At 61.5% G+C, this 17,445-nt stretch carries 17 protein-coding genes; 7 read left to right on the forward strand and 10 right to left on the reverse strand.

Going from position 1 to position 17,445, the window contains the following annotated elements; all coding sequences use genetic code 11:
- The first annotated feature begins 30 nt into the window (after positions 1-30).
- From corA to NKI29_RS06330, 4 genes are all read left to right on the forward strand, one after another.
- The gene (gene corA, locus NKI29_RS06315) at positions 31-1,125 is read left to right on the forward strand and encodes a magnesium/cobalt transporter CorA (protein WP_023676906.1); all 1,095 of its coding nucleotides are present in this window, start codon (positions 31-33) and stop codon (positions 1,123-1,125) included.
- A 140-nt stretch (positions 1,126-1,265) separates the two neighbouring features.
- Positions 1,266-1,577 (forward strand): 30S ribosomal protein S15, encoded by a 312-nt coding sequence (gene rpsO, locus NKI29_RS06320; protein ID WP_280940423.1) that lies wholly within the window; start codon positions 1,266-1,268, stop codon positions 1,575-1,577.
- Between the two features lie 407 nt (positions 1,578-1,984).
- A complete protein-coding gene (pnp, locus tag NKI29_RS06325; protein WP_292654001.1) occupies positions 1,985-4,132 on the forward strand; it encodes a polyribonucleotide nucleotidyltransferase in 2,148 nt (715 codons plus the stop codon).
- 89 nt (positions 4,133-4,221) lie between these two features.
- Positions 4,222-5,235, forward strand: a complete 1,014-nt coding sequence (locus NKI29_RS06330) for a class I SAM-dependent methyltransferase (RefSeq protein WP_352570340.1) — start codon at positions 4,222-4,224, stop codon at positions 5,233-5,235.
- Positions 5,236-5,271: 36 nt separating this feature from the next.
- Here NKI29_RS06330 and fabI read toward each other — a convergent pair whose 3' ends face one another.
- The 3 genes from fabI to fabA all read right to left on the reverse strand — a co-directional run bounded on the left by fabI (position 5,272) and on the right by fabA (position 7,959).
- A complete protein-coding gene (gene fabI, locus NKI29_RS06335; RefSeq protein WP_023676910.1) occupies positions 5,272-6,084 on the reverse strand; it encodes an enoyl-ACP reductase FabI in 813 nt (270 codons plus the stop codon).
- 13 nt (positions 6,085-6,097) lie between these two features.
- Positions 6,098-7,318, reverse strand: coding sequence for a beta-ketoacyl-ACP synthase I (gene fabB, locus NKI29_RS06340; RefSeq protein ID WP_352570342.1), 1,221 nt, complete (start codon positions 7,316-7,318; stop codon positions 6,098-6,100).
- Positions 7,319-7,440: 122 nt separating this feature from the next.
- Entirely contained in the window at positions 7,441-7,959 is a 519-nt protein-coding gene (gene fabA, locus NKI29_RS06345; RefSeq protein ID WP_023676912.1) for a 3-hydroxyacyl-[acyl-carrier-protein] dehydratase FabA, read from the reverse strand.
- Between the two features lie 240 nt (positions 7,960-8,199).
- Here fabA and irrA point away from each other — a divergent pair, with 240 nt between their 5' ends.
- Together irrA and NKI29_RS06355 are read left to right on the forward strand one after the other, a co-directional pair.
- The gene (gene irrA / locus NKI29_RS06350) at positions 8,200-8,631 is read left to right on the forward strand and encodes an iron response transcriptional regulator IrrA (RefSeq protein ID WP_023676913.1); all 432 of its coding nucleotides are present in this window, start codon (positions 8,200-8,202) and stop codon (positions 8,629-8,631) included.
- A 10-nt stretch (positions 8,632-8,641) separates the two neighbouring features.
- Complete coding sequence (locus NKI29_RS06355) at positions 8,642-9,001, forward strand: DUF4260 domain-containing protein (RefSeq protein WP_352570343.1); 360 nt, start codon at positions 8,642-8,644, stop codon at positions 8,999-9,001.
- Between the two features lie 81 nt (positions 9,002-9,082).
- On the opposite strand, the gene NKI29_RS06360 is transcribed toward NKI29_RS06355, so the two are convergent.
- The gene (locus NKI29_RS06360) at positions 9,083-9,640 is read right to left on the reverse strand and encodes an SH3 domain-containing protein (protein WP_023676915.1); all 558 of its coding nucleotides are present in this window, start codon (positions 9,638-9,640) and stop codon (positions 9,083-9,085) included.
- A 157-nt stretch (positions 9,641-9,797) separates the two neighbouring features.
- On the opposite strand from NKI29_RS06360, the gene NKI29_RS06365 reads away from it, so the two are divergent.
- Positions 9,798-10,799: a 2-hydroxyacid dehydrogenase gene (locus tag NKI29_RS06365; protein WP_352570345.1), complete on the forward strand. Its 1,002-nt coding sequence runs from the start codon at positions 9,798-9,800 to the stop codon at positions 10,797-10,799.
- A 64-nt stretch (positions 10,800-10,863) separates the two neighbouring features.
- Here the strand turns inward: NKI29_RS06365 and NKI29_RS06370 are convergent, their stop codons facing one another.
- From NKI29_RS06370 to rpsT, 6 genes are all read right to left on the reverse strand, one after another.
- Positions 10,864-11,352: a GNAT family N-acetyltransferase gene (locus NKI29_RS06370; RefSeq protein WP_352570346.1), complete on the reverse strand. Its 489-nt coding sequence runs from the start codon at positions 11,350-11,352 to the stop codon at positions 10,864-10,866.
- Positions 11,349-12,110, reverse strand: a complete 762-nt coding sequence (locus NKI29_RS06375; protein WP_352570347.1) for a molybdopterin-synthase adenylyltransferase MoeB — start codon at positions 12,108-12,110, stop codon at positions 11,349-11,351. The genes NKI29_RS06370 and NKI29_RS06375 overlap by 4 nt, the downstream gene beginning before the upstream one ends.
- Before the next feature lie 76 nt (positions 12,111-12,186).
- A complete protein-coding gene (gene recF, locus NKI29_RS06380) occupies positions 12,187-13,335 on the reverse strand; it encodes a DNA replication/repair protein RecF (RefSeq protein ID WP_352576939.1) in 1,149 nt (382 codons plus the stop codon).
- A gap of 26 nt (positions 13,336-13,361) precedes the next feature.
- Positions 13,362-14,480: a DNA polymerase III subunit beta gene (gene dnaN / locus NKI29_RS06385; RefSeq protein WP_023676920.1), complete on the reverse strand. Its 1,119-nt coding sequence runs from the start codon at positions 14,478-14,480 to the stop codon at positions 13,362-13,364.
- Between the two features lie 199 nt (positions 14,481-14,679).
- Positions 14,680-16,152 carry a chromosomal replication initiator protein DnaA gene (gene dnaA, locus NKI29_RS06390; protein ID WP_352570349.1) on the reverse strand — a complete coding sequence of 491 codons (1,473 nt, stop codon included), beginning with the start codon at positions 16,150-16,152 and terminating at the stop codon, positions 14,680-14,682.
- Positions 16,153-17,068: 916 nt separating this feature from the next.
- On the reverse strand, positions 17,069-17,335 hold the full coding sequence (rpsT, locus tag NKI29_RS06395) for a 30S ribosomal protein S20 (RefSeq protein WP_023676922.1): 267 nt from the start codon (positions 17,333-17,335) through the stop codon (positions 17,069-17,071).
- Positions 17,336-17,445: the final 110 nt, after the last annotated feature.

Below are 17,445 nucleotides of genomic sequence, written 5' to 3' on the forward strand. Positions count from 1 at the left end.
GCGGCACCGACGCTGCATTCGAGGGGGCACATGGCAAAGGCTGAGACGGGCAGGAAGCGGGCGGTGCTCAACACACGGCGGCCGCCCGTCGGGGCTTCGCCCGGCACGCTGATCGCCGACCCGGCGGCACGCCGTTCCGAGCTTAGGCTGACATTGATCTCGCCCGAAAAGTTCAAGACCATCGACAATGCCAGCATCGACGACGTCAACACCCATTGCCACAATTGGCCGGTTATCTGGCTCGATTGCACAGGCCTCGCCAACATCCAGCTGATCGAGGAGATCGGCCGGATCTTCAACCTGCATCCGTTGGCGCTGGAAGATGTCGTCAACACCGGCCAGCGGCCGAAGGTGGATTTCTTCGAGGACCATGCCTTTGTCGTCGTCAGGATGATCGACGATGTCACCGCGCATCGCTACGAACAGATCGCCGTCTTCTTCGGCAGGAACTTCGTCGTCACCTTCCAGGAACGCGAAGGCGACCCGTTCGATCCCGTGCGCAAGCGGATCGCAAGCTCGGTGCCCAACCGCTTGCGCTCGCGCGGCGCCGACTATCTCGCCTATGCTTTGATCGACGCCATCGTTGACAGCTATTTCCCGCCGATCGAGGCTGCCGGCGAATTGGTCGACAGCATTGAGGACCAGATGCTGAACCAGGCGCACAAGCATCAGATGCGGCAGCTTCACGAATTGCGGCGCGATGCCAATGTGCTGAAGGGCGTGCTTTGGCCGATGCGCGACGCGCTGGCGACCATGATCCGCAACGACGTCTCTTATGTGAAGGCCGAAACCAAGATATTTCTGAACGACACGCTCGATCATTCGCTGCGATTGATCGAACTGGTCGAAACCCAGCGCGACATGCTGACCGGCCTGATCGAGATGCACTTGTCGCTCAGCCAGGCGCGCACCAACGACGTCATCAGCTATCTGACGATCGTCTCGGTGATCTTCATGCCGCTTACCTTTCTCGTCGGCGTATGGGGCATGAATTTCGACCCCGACACCTCGCCCTGGAACATGCCGGAGCTGAAAGCCTATTACGGCTATCCCCTGTCGCTCGTCTTCATGGCGCTTGTTGCGGTCGGGCTCTTTGCGTACTTCAAATGGAAGAAATGGCTCTGACTAGGCGGAAGTGCCCGTTTATGCAGCAAAAAGCCGGCTTGTGAATTAGGCTGGCCTTTTTGTCGGAATTGCACTATATGCGCCGCAGCCTCGCGCTTTGACGCGTTGCTTGCACCGGCCCCTGCTGGACGACATCCCGGCTGAGGGCGTCCCGTTTCCTCAAACAGACAAGGAAAAACACGATGTCGATTACTGCCGAACGCAAGAAGGAATTGATGGGCGAATTCGCTACCGCCAAGGGCGATACCGGGTCTCCGGAAGTCCAGGTGGCCATCCTTTCGGAGCGCATCAAGAACCTGACCGACCATTTCAAGGACCACAAGAAGGATAACCATTCCCGCCGTGGTCTGCTCGCTCTCGTTTCCCAGCGCCGCAGCCTGCTTGATTATCTCAAGCGCAAGGACGACGCGCGCTATCAGACGCTGATCGAGAAGCTCGGTCTGCGCCGTTGACGAATTGACCGGCGGGTTCTTTCGAGAGCCCGCCGGTCGCGCATTGGAGCATCGGGTCATCCAAGGCTCCATGAAGGAAGTAGAGCGCCGCGCATCGGTTTGGATGCGCAAAGGACGCTCTGAAGTTTAGATTTGCGCAGGATATTTTCCGAAAACCTGGTTTTCGGGTTCACGCGCAAGGCCACTCGGATCGATTGGCCAACCCGGTTTCGAAACAGCAGAGGGCCGCTCGAAACCGCCCATGGACGGTCATGGGGCAGGATTGCAGGACGCTCGTGCGGCACCGCGCCGAATAAACCGAGCCTCCCGTTGTCTTGCCCGTGGCTGCCCGAGAAAGGAAGCCAAGGGAAAGGGGCATCCGCGCACGCTGAAACGGCGCGGCCCTTTCCGCATATGAAGGACAAGACATGTTCAATTACCACAAAGTGGAAATCGAATGGGGCGGCCGTCCGCTCATTCTCGAAACCGGCAAGATCGCGCGTCAGGCTGATGGCGCGGTGCTGGCCACCTACGGCGAAACCAAGGTTCTCGCCACCGTCGTCTCGATGAAGGAGCCGAAACCCGGCCTCGATTTCTTCCCGCTGACGGTCAACTACCAGGAGAAGACTTACGCCGCCGGCAAGATCCCGGGTGGCTATTTCAAGCGGGAAGGCCGTCCGAGCGAGAAGGAAACGCTGGTTTCCCGCCTGATCGACCGCCCGATCCGCCCGCTCTTCGCCGAAGGCTACAAGAACGACACCCAGATCGTCGTCACCGTCGTCCAGCACGATCTCGAAAATGACCCGGACATCCTGTCGATCGTCGCCACCTCCGCCGCCCTGACCTTGTCCGGCGTGCCGTTCATGGGCCCGGTTGGCGGCGCCCGCGTCGGCTACATCAACGGCGAATATGTGCTCAACCCGCATGTCGACGAGATGCAGGAATCGAAGCTCGACCTGGTCGTCGCCGGCACCGCCGACGCCGTGCTGATGGTCGAGTCCGAAGCCAAGGAACTCGGCGAGGACCTTATGCTCGGCGCCGTCATGTTCGGCCACAGGGGCTTCCAGCCGGTGATCGACGCGATCATCAAGCTGGCTGAAGTCGCGGCAAAGGACCCGCGCGACTTCACCGCGCCGGACTATTCCGCACTTGAAGCGGAGATGCTCAAGATCGTCGAAGGCGAGCTTCGCGACGCCTACAAGATCACCGACAAGCAGAAGCGCTATGCCGCCGTCGACGCCGTCAAGGCGAAGGTCAAGGCCGCGTTCGCGCCGGCAGAAGGCGAAGAGGCCAAATACACGTCCGAACAGATCGGCACCGTGTTCAAGGAGCTCCAGGCCAAGGTCGTGCGCTGGAACATCCTCGACACCGGCTCGCGCATCGACGGCCGCGACCTGAAGACGGTCCGCAAGATCGTCTCGGAAGTCGGCGTCCTGCCGCGCACGCACGGCTCGGCGCTGTTCACTCGCGGCGAGACCCAGGCACTGGTCGTCGCCACGCTCGGCACCGGCGAGGACGAGCAGTATGTCGATTCGTTGACCGGCATGTACAAGGAGAAGTTCCTCCTGCACTACAACTTCCCTCCCTATTCGGTCGGTGAAACCGGCCGCATGGGTTCGCCGGGCCGCCGCGAAATCGGCCATGGCAAGCTCGCCTGGCGCGCCATCCGGCCGATGCTTCCGACCGCCGACCAGTTCCCCTATACGTTGCGCGTCGTTTCGGAGATCACCGAGTCCAACGGCTCGTCGTCGATGGCTACCGTCTGCGGCACCTCGCTGGCTCTGATGGACGCGGGCGTGCCGCTTGCCAAGCCGGTCGCCGGCATTGCGATGGGCCTGATCAAGGAAGGCGAGCGCTTCGCCGTGCTCTCCGACATCCTTGGCGACGAGGACCACCTCGGCGACATGGACTTCAAGGTTGCCGGCACCGCCTACGGCATCACCTCGCTGCAGATGGACATCAAGATCGAGGGCATCACCGAGGAGATCATGAAGATCGCCCTCGACCAGGCCAAGGATGGCCGTCAGCACATTCTCGGCGAAATGGCCCACGCGCTGTCCGGCGCACGTGCCGAGCTCGGCGAGTTCGCGCCGCGCATCGAGGTCATGCACATCCCGACCGACAAGATCCGCGACGTGATCGGCTCGGGCGGCAAGGTCATCCGCGAGATCGTCGAAAAGACCGGCGCCAAAATCAACATCGAGGACGACGGCACCGTCAAGATCGCCTCGGCCAATGCCAAGGAGATCGAGGCGGCGAAGAAGTGGATACACACCATCGTCGCCGAGCCGGAAGTCGGTGAAATCTACGAAGGCACGGTCGTCAAGACCGCCGACTTCGGCGCCTTCGTCAATTTCTTCGGTCCGCGTGACGGCCTCGTCCACATCTCGCAACTCGCCAATGACCGCGTTGCCAAGACCTCCGATGTGGTCAAGGAAGGCGACAAGGTCTGGGTCAAGCTGATGGGCTTCGACGAGCGCGGCAAGGTCCGCCTGTCGATGAAGGTCGTCGACCAGGCCACCGGCAAGGAAATCGTGCGCGACAAGAAGAGCGAAGGCGAAGAAAACGCCGCCTAAGCTGATCTAACTATGCAATCGAAGCGGGCGCGCCGGAAGGTCGCGCCCGTTTGCGTTTCAACAACAGCCTTGCAGTTCAAGAGTGGTGAATGTCCGCCGAGCCGCTGAAAACGCTTTTCCATTCGTTCGAGGCCGGTGCTGTTTCCCTGCCACGAAAGGATGAACGCATACTCTTTCTCGGTGCCGAGCCCGGCTTTCGCTTGCCGGAAGGGTTTGATGCCAAGCTTCATCTTGTCCAAGGCTTCAGGCCGCACTTTCGCGCCTTGCAGGCGTCCGGCTTCGCGGTCACGCCGCAGGTCGAAGGCGAGGCTTTCGACGCGGCATTTGTGCTCGCTGGCCGCCATCGCGGCCAAAACGAGTTGCGCGTTGCCGAAGCGGTCGAACGCGCAGCACCAGGCGGGTTGATCGTCGTCGCCGGCAGCAAGGACGATGGAATCGCCAGCCTGCGCAAGCATGTCGGCGCCCTTGTGCCGCTCGAAGGCCACCTGCCGAAGCATCACGGCATTGCCTTCTGGTTTCGCCGGCCGGCCGATACCGTTGCCGCGGCAACGCTTCGCGCTGCCAATCCGGATTTGGTGGTCGAGGGCTGCTTCCGCACGGCGCCAGGCATGTTTTCCTTCGACAAGATCGATGCCGGATCGAAACTGCTGATCGAAAATCTGCCCAACGATCTGCGTGGCAGCGTTGCGGATTTCTGTGCCGGTTGGGGCTATGTCGCCGCCGAGGTCGGCGCCCGCTCACCTGGCATATCGGCGCTTGACCTTTACGAAGCGGATTTCGAGGCGCTGGAGGCGGCGAAGGCCAATCTCGGCAACACAGGCGTGGAGCCAGGTTTCTTCTGGATCGATCTTTTGAGCGAGCCGGTCGAGCGCCGCTATGACGTCGTCGTCATGAACCCGCCCTTTCATCGCAGTCGGGCGACTGAGCCGGAAATCGGTGCCGGCATGATCCGCGCGGCAGGCAAGGCGCTGAAGCCGGGCGGCCGGCTGTTCATGGTGGCGAACCGTCAACTTCCCTACGAACCGGTGCTGGCGGCCGCCTTCTCCAGCCATGCGGAGCTCGCCCGCGACGGCATGTTCAAGGTCTTATCGGCGCGACGCTGAAATCCTGCGGGGCAAGCCGGCGATACGTCGCTCGCGCTATTCCCGCCCGCCGTCGGTCTGCTTCAATTCGTCAAGCGTCGGCATGGAAACGATGTGATAGCCGGAATCGACATAGTGGATTTCGCCGGTGACGCCGGAGGACAGGTCGGACAGCAAATAGAGCGCGGAGCCGCCGACTTCGTCGATCGTCACTGTACGGCGTAGCGGCGAGTTGCGCTGCTGGTAGGAGAACATGTGGCGTGCGTCGGAAATCCCGGCGCCCGCAAGCGTCCGTACCGGTCCCGCCGATATGCCGTTCACCCTGATGCCGCGCGGGCCGTAGTCGTTGGCGAGATAGCGGACGCTGGCCTCCAGCCCCGCCTTGGCGACACCCATAACGTTGTAGTTCGGCATGACACGGACCGAACCGGCATAGGTCAGCGTGATCATCGAACCGCTATCCTTCATCAATGTGGCGGCGTGACGGGCGATCTCGGTGAAGGAGTAGCAGGAGATCACCATTGTGCGGATGAAGTTGTCGCGGCTCGTGTCGGCGTAGAGGCCTTTCAGCTCGTTCTTGTCGGAAAAGCCGATTGCATGGACGACGAAATCCAGCCCGCCCCACGCCTTCCCCAAAGTCTCGAAAGTCGCGGCGACCGACACGCTGTCCTCGACGTCGCAAGGCACCACCAGGGATGCGCCCAATTTCTCGGCGAGCGGCTTGACCCGGCGCCCGAAGGCCTCGCCCTGATAGGTGAAGGCGAGGTCCGCGCCATGTTCGGACAGTTTGCGGGCGATACCCCAGGCGATCGAATGATCGTTGGCAACACCCATGACAAGCCCGCGCTTGCCCTTCATCAATCCGTCCATGGTCGGCAAATCCTTATGCGGAATAGCGCTGGAAAATCAGCGTTGCGTTGGTGCCACCGAAACCGAACGAATTGGACAAAACGGTGTCGATCCTTGCATCGTCGATGCGCTTGCGCACGATCGGCATGCCCTCGAATTCCGGATCGAGGTTCTCAATGTGGGCGCTCTCGCCGATGAAGCCGCCTTGCATCATCAGGATCGAGTAGATCGATTCCTGCACGCCGGCGGCGCCCAGAGAATGGCCGGTTAGCGATTTGGTCGACGTGATGAAAGGCATCTTCTCGCCGAACACCTCGCGGATGGCGCCCATTTCCTTGGAGTCGCCGACCGGCGTCGAGGTGCCGTGCGTATTGATGTAGTCGACCGGCGAGGACACCGTTGCGAGCGCCTGCTTCATGCAGCGCGCCGCGCCTTCGCCCGACGGCGCCACCATGTCGTAGCCGTCCGATGTCGCGCCATAGCCGACGATCTCGGCATAGATCTTGGCGCCGCGTGCCTTGGCATGCCCGAGCTCTTCAAGAATCAGCACGCCGGCGCCGCCGGCAATGACGAAACCGTCGCGATCGACGTCGTAGGCGCGTGAGGCGACCGATGCCCTGTCGTTGAACTTGGACGACATGGCGCCCATGGCATCGAAGAGATCCGACATCGTCCAGTCGAGATCCTCATGGCCGCCGGCGAAGACGATGTCCTGCTTGCCCCACTGGATCAGCTCGTAGCCATTGCCGATGCAATGCGCAGACGTCGAGCAGGCCGATGAGATCGAATAGTTGACGCCGTGGATCTTGAACCAGGTGGCAAGCGTCGCCGACGCGGTCGACGACATCGCTTTTGGCACCGCGAACGGCCCGATCCGCTTGGGGCTGCCGTTTTTGATCGTGGTCTCGGCCGCCTCGACGATTGCACGGGTCGACGGTCCGCCGGAGCCCATCACGATACCGGTGCGCTCGTTGGTGATGTCGGCCCCGTCGAGGCCGGCGTCTGCGATCGCCTGGTCCATTGCGACATGGTTCCAGGCAGCACCCTGCGACAGGAAGCGCATGGCGCGACGGTCGATCATGCCCGATGGGTCCAGCGTCGGCGCACCCCACACCCGGCAACGGAAGCCATGCTCGGCGAAAGAGTCGGAGAAGCTGATGCCGGATCTGGCATCGTGCAGCGAGGTCTGCACCTCGTTGGCATTGTTGCCTATCGACGACACGATGCCGAGACCTGTGACTACGACCCGTCTCATTCGCAACTCCTTCCAGCGCGGACCCCGAACCTGAAATCAATTTCCGGAATGGAACCATGCGCAAAATTAAAGTGCTACAGCGTTCATCAGACGTCCAAGACGTCGTACTGTAGGGTCTTCGTTCAGACGGCGGCCGATTGCTTGGACAGACCGACCTTCAGATCCGTTGCCGCGTATATGGGCTCGCCATCTGCCTTCAGCCAGCCATCGGCGATGCCAAGCACAAGCCGACCGCGCATCACTCGCTTGAAGTCGACGCCATACTCCACCTTCTTGACCGAAGGCGTGACCATGCCTTTGAACCTCACCTCACCGGTCGACAGCGCCATCCCCTTGCCGGGTTCACCGAGCCATCCGAGATAGAACCCCGTCAACTGCCACATGGCGTCCAGGCCTAGGCATCCTGGCATGATCGGATTACCGATGAAATGGCAGGCGAAAAACCACAAATCCGGCTTGATATCGAATTCCGCGCGGATGAAACCCTTGTCGAACGCACCGCCGGTCTCGCTGATCTCGGTGATGCGGTCGAACATCAGCATCGGCGGATAGGGCAGCTGCGCATTTCCCGGTCCGAACAGCTCGCCGCGGGCGCAGGCAAGCAATTCCTCGTAACCGTAGCTGGATTTCGAACCCGCCATCAATCTCGTCCCCGTGATCGTCCCGGGCGATAGGCGCCCTTGTCGGTGGTTTCCTAACACAATCTGTTTCAGGCCGGAAACCGGCGCTTGCGCTTAACCTGCCCGTCTGCCCGGGTCAATGCGCGCTATTGATCGCATTCGGTCGACAGAATATATGTCAGGACACGTCCAGTTTCGGCAGATGCTCAATTTCTGCCATTTTGGACCTGTCTGAGGCGGAACTGTGAGCGCGACGGATAGATGGATCTGGGTTGCCGGAAGGATAATGTCGCTGTGGACAAGCGGGTTCGCGAGGCCGGTCTGAGGCCGACACGCCAGCGCATCGCGCTGGCCGATCTGCTTTTCGCCAAGGGCGACCGCCATCTTTCGGCCGAGGAACTGCACGAGGAGGCGCTTGCCGCCGGCGTGCCGGTGTCTCTGGCCACCGTCTACAATGCTCTGCACCAGTTTACCCAGGCCGGTCTTCTCCGCATCCTTGCCGTCGAGGGATCGAAGACTTATTTCGACACCAACACCTCCGATCACCATCATTTCTATATCGAGGGCGAAAACAGGATCTTCGATATCGACAGCGGCCCGGTGACGGTTTCCAACCTGCCGGAACCGCCGGAGGGCATGGAGATCGCCAATGTCGATATCGTGGTGAGACTGCGTCCGAAACGCTGCGACTGACCGGCGCCTTATGAAATTCCTGGATTTGACGCTCCGGCTCGAATGGGTCGCCGTCGCGGTGGCGGCTCTTGTCTTCTATGCAATCGCCGGTGTTTCCTGGTGGCTGTTTGCCGTGCTCATTCTGGCGCCCGACCTGTCGATGCTGGGTTACATGGCCGGGCCGCGCGTCGGCGCCGTCGCCTACAACGCCTTGCACATACTGATCTTGCCCGTTCTGCTGGCGCTTGTCGGCAGCGTCTTTGACAATGCAATGGCGATAGCTGTCGCGCTGATCTGGATCGCCCACATCGCCGTCGACCGCGCTCTGGGCTATGGTTTGAAGCTGTCGAGCAGTTTCCAGGATACCCATCTCGGCCGCATCGGCCGCTAAACCATCCCCGAACCGAAGATCAGCGAAACAAATGCCGGATCCGGTGCTTGCAGCGCTGGCCTGATCTCCGGTTCGGAAAGGTCAGTTCTTGACCTTTTCGCCGGGATAGGCACCCCAGACCAGCGACTGCGCGAGCCAGCCGGTATGGCCGTCGAAGGTCATTTCGCACCACTGGCCATCGCAGGACTTGATCGTGCCCATTACCCCCGGTTCGAGGATCGCGATGACGCCTGCATCTTTTGCCGGGTCGTCAAGGAGGTTGACGCGAGCGTCCTTGCCGCGCTGCCAGGGGGCGACGATCGCCGTGCGACGGCCCGAAAGCAGCGACTGATTGATCCAGCCTTCCGAGCCGTCGGCATCACGCACACGGCGCCACGTATCGAACTCCTGGATGATCTCCATCGGCAGGCCTGGCTTCATATACATCCAGTCGACGGAATAATTGACGCCCGGCCCAACGCGCGAGTTGACGCGGCCGGATTTCAGGCTGACGAAGCGCGGCAGCGGCAAGCCGCTTGGTCCGAGCGTGACGCTCTGGGCGGGTGCGGCGGCACTTTGCGCCATCACCAGTGGGCTATGGATGAGAGCGCCGAGGAATGCTGCACTGAGGGTCAGGCGGAGCGACGCGAAACCAGACACTTTCGTTCCTTTCGGCGCCCGCCAATCGGCCTTCGCGCCCATTTTTCTTTGTCTTCGGCGGAACCGCTTGTTACATGGATGACCGGTACCGCGATCGGCTCTCAGTTTCGCCGTTCTTGGTTAAAGAGGTCTCAACGAGATCGGGTTCGAGGAAACAATGGCAGGCAAAAAGAAGCCCCTCGTCGTCATCACGCGCAAGTTGCCCGACCTAGTCGAGACCCGCATGCGCGAGTTGTTCGACGCCCGCTTGAATGTGGAGGACAGGCCGATGACGCAGCCGGAACTGGTGGCGGCGGTCAAGGAGGCCGACGTGCTGGTGCCGACTGTGACCGACAATATCGACGCGGCGCTGATTGCCCAGGCCGGCGACAACCTCAAGCTGATCGCCAACTTCGGCAATGGCGTCGACAAGATCGACGTTGCGGCAGCGGCCAAGAAAGGCATCACCGTCACCAACACGCCGAACGTGCTGACCGAAGATACGGCCGACATGACCATGGCGCTGCTGCTGGCCGTACCGCGACGGCTGGCCGAAGGCGCCAACGTGCTGACCGGCGATAAGAAATGGGCGGGCTGGTCGCCGACCTGGATGCTCGGCCGGCGCATTTGGGGCAAACGGCTCGGCATTGTCGGCATGGGTCGCATCGGCACCGCTGTCGCCAGGCGCGCCAAGGCGTTTGGCCTCTCGATCCACTACCACAACCGCCACCGCGTGCTGCCGGCAATCGAGGAGGAGTTGGAAGCCACGTATTGGGAAAGCCTCGACCAGATGCTTGCCCGTATGGACATTATCTCGGTCAATTGCCCATCGACACCGGCAACTTTCCATCTGCTTTCGGCACGGCGGCTGGCGCTTCTGCAACCGTCCGCTTACATAGTCAACACCGCGCGCGGAGATATCATCGATGAGGAATCGCTGATCAAGCTCATCCATGACGGCAAGATCGCCGGCGCCGGCCTCGACGTCTACGAGCACGAGCCGGCGCTGAACAGCAAGCTGCTGAAGCTTGCCCACAAAGGCAAGGTCGTGCTGTTGCCGCATATGGGTTCGGCGACGCTCGAAGGCCGTATCGACATGGGCGAGAAGGTGATCATCAATATCCGCGCCTTCTTCGATGGTCATCGCCCGCCCGACCGCGTGCTGCCGTTGAGGGCGTGACCTGCCGTCACGCCGGCACAGTCTTGCCGCGGCAACCACGCGTTCGTCGTTGGATAGCTTTGGCTTACGAAAACGCCTTGCGCATGGTGATTGAGGTCGGCCGGTCGTAGCCCTTGTGCGCTGTCCGTTCGGTTTCACGAAAACCGAGGCGGGCAAAGGCTGCGTGATTTCCGGTCAGCTCGATCCGGGTCTGGAGCTCGATGGCGGTCCTGTTGTGGCTGCGGGCAAGATCTTCGACGGCCTGCATCAGCTGTTTTCCAATGCCTTGTCCCTGAAGAACCGGCTCGACCGCGAGCTTTCCAACATAGAGCTCGTCTGCGCGCTTCAGGATGAAGACGCAACCGACGATCTCGTTTTCCTTCAGCGCCAGGAATGCTGTCTCCTCCAGCGCTCTAGCCCTGAGATTTTCAACGGTGAGCCGATGCGCCGAGGACGGCGGGTCAATAACCCCGTCCATAAAGGCGAAGGCGCGCATGACCAGCGCCAGCACCTCGTCCCAACGGTCGAAATCGGCTGCAAGCTGCACGATGGAAACGTCGGCAGGCAGGCTCACGGGCTGGTTCGCTTGTAGCGGATCGTGTCGAAGCGTGCCGCCAGCGCATCGTAGAGCAGCAGTCGTCCGACCAGCGGCTCGCCAATCCCGGTGATCAGCTTGATCGCTTCCATGGCTTGCAGCGTGCCGATGACCCCGGTCAGCGCGCCGACAATGCCGGCCACCGCGCAGGATGGCACCAGTCCCGGCGGCGGCGCCTCGGGAAAGAGATCGCGGTAGCTTGGGTTCAACTTGCCGTCCGGGCCGGTTTCGAATGGCTTCAGTACGGTGACCGAGCCGTCGAAGCGGCCAACGGCGGCATGCACGAGCGGCCGGCTTTCCGCGGCGCAGGCGTCGGCCACCGCGTAGCGTGTCTCGAAATTGTCGGAGCCGTCAACGACGATGTCATAACGGGCAATGAGGGTAGGGGCGTTGTCCACGGTCAGCCTGAAATTGTGCTCTTCCACGACGACGTTTGGATTGATGCGGATGATCGCCGCTCTGGCGCTGTCGGTTTTCGCCACCCCGACATCGCGCGTGGCGTGGATCACTTGTCGTTGCAGGTTGGAAAGCGAAACGATGTCGTCGTCGACGATACCGAGAGTGCCAATCCCTGCGGCGGCGAGATATTCGAGCACCGGCGCTCCCAATCCGCCGGCGCCAATGACGAGCACCCGCGCCCGCTTCAGCCGCTGCTGGCCGGCGCCGCCGATCTCGGGCAGCACGATGTGGCGGGCGTAGCGTTCGAGCTCTTCATCGGTGAGGGCGGCTGTGATCATCGCCGGACCATATAACGGAGGAAAAAACTTGTCAGGCGTCAATGCATGCAGCTCAGAAATGCGCCATGGACGAAATTCAAATGGTCGGCCTGACCGTGCCGTGATCGACGGTCAGGAATTGCGCGCGTCCCTTGAGGCTGTCAAACAACGCGGCATCGGTCCCGGTCATGAAGGCCTGGCAGTTTAGTTCCTCCAGGATCGAGAACAAGGCCGCCCGTCGACCGCCGTCGAGATGGGCGGCGATCTCGTCGAGCAGCAGGATCGGTGTCATGCCCGACATCTCGCCGGTTAGCCGCGCATGCGACAAGACAATGCCGACCAGCAGCGCCTTCTGCTCGCCGGTCGAACAGAGCTCGGCCGGCATCGCCTTGGGCCGGTGGCGCACCACGAGGTCGGAACGGTGCGGGCCGTCGAGCGTGCGTCCGGCGGTGCGGTCGCGGTCGCGCCCCTGGGCAAGCGCACGACGGAACCGTTCCTCTACGTCGACGGCCGGCAAAATACCGAGTTCGCCTTCCAGTTCGCCAGAGATGCCGATGTCGGCTTGCGGAAACGGTCCGTCGCCGGGCAGCCGGTCGATCATGGCGGCGAGCAGGCGCACCAGTTCGGCACGCGCCGCGGCAATCGCCACGCCGGTCTCGGCCATTTGCATCTCGATCGCATCGAACCAGGCACCGTCGCGTGAACCGTCGGCGAGCAGTCTGTTGCGGCCGCGCATTGCCTTTTCGTAGTCAAGCGCGCGCTGGCCGTGGCCAGGATCGATCGCCAGCACCAGCCGGTCTAGGAAGCGCCGGCGGTCGGCAGCCGGCCCGGGGAACAGGCCGTCCATGGCCGGTGTCAGCCAGACCACGCGCAGCCATTCCAGCATGTCTTCGGCTGAGCGTGCCGTCGCGCCGTTGATCCGCACCCGCCGGCCGGCTTCGCCGTCGCTGCCCGATATTCCGGTACCGATCTCGACCTGGCCTTCCGGCCCGTCAAGCCGGGCATGCAGCGCAAAGCCACCGTCGCCGCCTTCGCGCGCCACCTCGGAATAGGGTGCGCGGCGCAGGCCGCGGCCCGGCGTGAGCAGCGAGATCGCTTCAAGCAGATTGGTCTTGCCGGCGCCATTGTCGCCGGAGAAAACCACAGCACCGGGATCAAGGTCGATTGCCAACGCCGCATAGTTGCGGAAATTCGTAAGTGTGAGCTTACTTATGTACGTCTGCTGCGGTTTTGCAGATCTGGTCACGACAGCAAGATGGCCCCGTTCGGGCCCTACACCCGCATCGGCATCAGCACGTAGAGCGCGGTCTCGTCGGCCATGTCGTGGATCAGCGTCGGGGAACCGGCATCCGCCAGCATGAACTTCGCCTCCGTGCCGGTCAGTTGCGCGGCAACGTCGAGCAGGTATTTGGCGTTGAAGCCGATTTCGATCGGATCGGACGAATAGTCGGCCGCCAGTTCCTCGGTGGCACTGCCCGAATCCGGGTTGTTGACCGCAAGCGTGACCTGCCCTTCGGCGATCGAAAGCTTCACCGCCCGGCCGCGTTCGGACGAAATGGTCGAAACGCGATCGACGGCAGCGGCGAAACTCTGGCGATCGATAATCAGCTTCTTGTCGTTGCCGGTCGGAATGACGCGCTGGTAGTCCGGGAAAGTGCCGTCGATCAGCTTGGAGGTCAAGATAACGCTGCCGATGGTGAAACGGATCTTGGTGTCGGACAACTCGGTGGTGACTGCAACATCGGGATCGTCGACCAGCTTTTGCAGCTCGCTGACCGTCTTTCGCGGGATTATGACGCCAGGCATGCCCTCAGAGCCTGCCGGCGCATCGATCTCGGCGCGCGCCAGCCGGTGGCCGTCGGTCGCGACAGAGCGCAGCTTCAGCTTGCCGCCGGCCTCGTGCGTGTGCAGATAAATGCCGTTCAGATAATAGCGCGTCTCCTCGGTCGAGATGGCGAACTGGGTCTTTTCAATGAGGCCCTTTAGTCCGACGGAATCGAGCCGGAAAATATGCGAGAACGACCCGGCTGAAAGCTCGGGAAAGTCGGACTGCGGCAGGCATTGCAGGCGGAAGCTCGAGCGCCCCGACGTCACCGTCATGGCGTTGCCGTCTTCGTCGGTCTTCAGCGCCACCTCCGCGCCGTCGGCAAGCTTGCGCACGATGTCGTAGAGCAGATGTGCCGGGACCGTCGTCGCCCCGCCACGTTCGACCTTTGCCGGCGTTGCTTCGGTCACCTCCAGGTCGAGGTCGGTCGCCTTCATTTCAAGGCTGGCCCCCTCGGCGCTGAGCAGCACGTTCGACAGGATCGGAATGGTATTGCGCCGCTCGACCACGCGGTGAACATGGTTGAGCGACTTCAGGAGATTTGACCGTTCCAGGATAACACGCATGACGAAACAGGCTCGCTTGAATGAATGAACGGGTCTCCGGCAAGCGGCGCCCCGCGAAAGGTCTGAACAGGCTCAGAATCTGCGTAAACTGACAGGAAAAACCCGGCAAACGCAAGCCCGCGCCACCGGTTCGGACCGGCTGCACGGGCTTTCTGGGGATAAAAAGGCCGGAGTCCGCGAGCCGGCGTTTTTCGGGCCGTCAGGCCTGGTCGTTGATCAGCCTTCTCAGCAATTCGAGTTCCTGCGCCAGTGTGTTGTCGGCACCGGAAAGATCCTCGATCTTGCGCACCGCATGCAGCACGGTCGTATGGTCACGACCGCCGAACCGCCGCCCGATCTCCGGCAGCGAGCGCGGCGTCATCACCTTCGACAGATACATGGCGACCTGCCGTGGCTTGACGATGGTGCGTGTGCGCCGGTTGGACAGAAGTTCGGTCTTCGACACGTTGTAGTGGCGCGCGACGATGCGCTGGATGTCCTCGATACGCACCCGCTTGGGTTCGCCCGAACGATAGATGTGGCCAAGGATCTCGTCGATGCGGTCGATGGTGATCTGCGGTTCGAAGGATTGACGAAACAAAAGCTGGTTGAAGGCACCTTCGAGCTCGCGTCCGCTGCCGGTCACCGTGCGGGCGACGTGGTTGAGGATCTCTTCGGAAATATCGAGCGACGCATCGTCGAGCTTGGCGGTGGCAAGCCTGAGCTTGAGCATACCGATACGCATGGCGAAATCCGGGGCTGACATTTCCAGCGCGACGCCGCCGTTGAGGCGCGAGCGGACGCGTGGCTCCAGCGACTCCAATTCCGACGGCGGCCGGTCGGCAGCGACCACCACTTGCTTGGCGCTGTCGAGCAGCATGTTGATCAAATGGCAGAATTCGTGCTGGATCGACTTGCCCTGCAGGAACTGCATGTCGTCGATGATGAGGAGGTCGATGTCGCGCAGCTGTTCTTTCAGCGTCAGTGCGTTGTTGTCGCGGATCGCGGTGGCGAACCGCCACATGAAATACTCAGCCGTCAGATAGACGACCCGCGATTTCGGATTCTGCTTCAGCGATTCTGCGGCGATCGCCTGCAACAGGTGCGTTTTGCCCAGCCCGACCGTCGCGTGAAGAAAGAGCGGATTGAAACGCACCGCGCTCGACTGCGATTCCGCGACCGCCTTGGCGGCGGCAAAAGCCACTCGGTTCGATGGTCCTTCGATGAAGGAGGTGAAAGTATAGCGTGGATCGAGTGGCGAACCGAGAACATTGTGCCGGAACTCGGTTTCTGCCGGCATCCCCGGGCGGGGTACCGGGACCCGTTCGACCCTGCTGGGGCTCGCCGTGCCCGCAGAGAGCGCGGTTTGCGTCTGCCTGGTCATCTTGCGCGCCGGGGCCACTTCTGGCTCGACGTTGTTGCGGCCCTGCCGTGTGGCGGTGCGAACCACTATCTCGATCTTGAGGATCTCCGGATCCTCGTGCTTCCACAACTCGGTGATGAGATCGAGATAGTGGCCGTTGATCCATGAACGCAGGAATGCGGTTGGCACTGAGATGCGGACAATGCCCTTAGAGGATTCAGCGACCTTCATGCGCCCGAACCAGCTCGAATAGACCTCGGTTCCCAGACGCGCCTTCAACTGGGCCTTGACCCGATCGAACTTCTGTTCAGCTTCATTGGAAGCCGCCATGTCGTTCCTTCCGATTAACGTTCCAGGAAATGGGAGGTCGCCTGTAAGCTCCCTTTCGATGCCGCCGCTCTGCATGATCGAGTTCCTTGTCTCTTGTACCTGTTTTCCGCCGGGGATGCGCCTCCTGCATCCATGTTTCCGGCGACCGTGTCTTCGCTGCGACACCATCGCCGCCGCCGGCTGATGAATCGCCTCGTTGTCGGTCCGGCGCCGAAGAGCCGATCCGCTTTGGTCATGTCAGGGCAACAAAATGCCGTCCGGCGAAAAACCGCCGGCGCACCGTCGACCTGCCATGTACAATTACGCCAGTCCCCTACCGTATCGAAAAGACAAACCAACCCCGTCCGCGGAGTTGAATCCGCGGTGTAAACTCTGCCAATTTGAGCTGGCCGGTTTCAGGCTGGTCAAGGGCCAAGGGCCCGTCCCTTCGATGGACAGACATTACCGAAATCGCTGTGGATAGGGCAAGGCCACCCCTAACGGATTTTTAAGGAATCTGACTAGAAAGGGACGTTTCGAACGCCATGCTGCAACAGTTGATTTTGACAAAGCCATTGTGATTCAAACCCTTTTCCGGCGAATGTGAAAAAGGCCACACAATGCGAAATTTTCTGAAATAATTCACTTGACAGCCAATTGCCGCCTATCGGCCACAGCCGATGTGAACAAGCTGTGGATCACCATCGGTAAGCCTCTGAAAAAAAACAGTAATCTGTGACGCTCGGAAATTTTCGTATTGGCGGTTTCGAAGGCTGCGAATATCAGCGGGCATGTATATGCCGGCAAAGCATTTCGAACTTTGAAATGCACCCGGAGCGCCATTTTGCGGGCTTTCTTTTAAGTACTTGCCGGCAAACGAAAAAAAACCCGGCGCGATTGGCCGGGTTTGAAGAAGCGCAGTTCAGGAAAAGGTATATTAGGCCGACAGCACCTTGACCCGTTGGGCCAACCGCGACACCTTGCGCGATGCCGTGTTCTTGTGCACCACGCCCTTGGTCGCGGCGCGCATCAATTCCGGCTCGGCCACCTTGAAGGCAGCCTGTGCGGCCGCCTTATCGCCAGCCGCGAGCGCCTCTTCGACCTGGCGGATGTAGGTCCGGACGCGGGAGCGGCGGTTCTTGTTGATCGCTGCGCGACGGGCGATCTTGCGCGTTGCCTTTTTGGCCGAGGAGGTATTGGCCATGGTGCCTCTCTTCTGATCTGGTGGGCGCTTGCGGGATACCGCAGGGCGCAAAAAACAAACGGGCAGCCACAGGGCCGCCTCGGTTGGTGCGGCTTATAGTTCAGCTTTTC

The organism is Mesorhizobium sp. M0678, from assembly GCF_040320505.1.
GTDB lineage: Bacteria > Pseudomonadota > Alphaproteobacteria > Rhizobiales > Rhizobiaceae > Mesorhizobium.

What these genes read in the sequence shown, in the direction of transcription:
- corA (WP_023676906.1), top strand. Translation starts at nt 31, where the DNA reads ATGGCAAAGGCTGAGACGGGCAGGAAGCGGGCGGTGCTCAACACACGG.
- pnp (WP_292654001.1), top strand. Translation starts at nt 1,985, where the DNA reads ATGTTCAATTACCACAAAGTGGAAATCGAATGGGGCGGCCGTCCGCTC.
- NKI29_RS06330 (WP_352570340.1), top strand. Translation starts at nt 4,222, where the DNA reads ATGTCCGCCGAGCCGCTGAAAACGCTTTTCCATTCGTTCGAGGCCGGT.
- fabI (WP_023676910.1), bottom strand. Translation starts at nt 6,084, where the DNA reads ATGGACGGATTGATGAAGGGCAAGCGCGGGCTTGTCATGGGTGTTGCC.
- fabB (WP_352570342.1), bottom strand. Translation starts at nt 7,318, where the DNA reads ATGAGACGGGTCGTAGTCACAGGTCTCGGCATCGTGTCGTCGATAGGC.
- fabA (WP_023676912.1), bottom strand. Translation starts at nt 7,959, where the DNA reads ATGGCGGGTTCGAAATCCAGCTACGGTTACGAGGAATTGCTTGCCTGC.
- irrA (WP_023676913.1), top strand. Translation starts at nt 8,200, where the DNA reads ATGGATCTGGGTTGCCGGAAGGATAATGTCGCTGTGGACAAGCGGGTT.
- NKI29_RS06355 (WP_352570343.1), top strand. Translation starts at nt 8,642, where the DNA reads ATGAAATTCCTGGATTTGACGCTCCGGCTCGAATGGGTCGCCGTCGCG.
- NKI29_RS06365 (WP_352570345.1), top strand. Translation starts at nt 9,798, where the DNA reads ATGGCAGGCAAAAAGAAGCCCCTCGTCGTCATCACGCGCAAGTTGCCC.
- NKI29_RS06375 (WP_352570347.1), bottom strand. Translation starts at nt 12,110, where the DNA reads ATGATCACAGCCGCCCTCACCGATGAAGAGCTCGAACGCTACGCCCGC.
- dnaN (WP_023676920.1), bottom strand. Translation starts at nt 14,480, where the DNA reads ATGCGTGTTATCCTGGAACGGTCAAATCTCCTGAAGTCGCTCAACCAT.
- dnaA (WP_352570349.1), bottom strand. Translation starts at nt 16,152, where the DNA reads ATGGCGGCTTCCAATGAAGCTGAACAGAAGTTCGATCGGGTCAAGGCC.
- rpsT (WP_023676922.1), bottom strand. Translation starts at nt 17,335, where the DNA reads ATGGCCAATACCTCCTCGGCCAAAAAGGCAACGCGCAAGATCGCCCGT.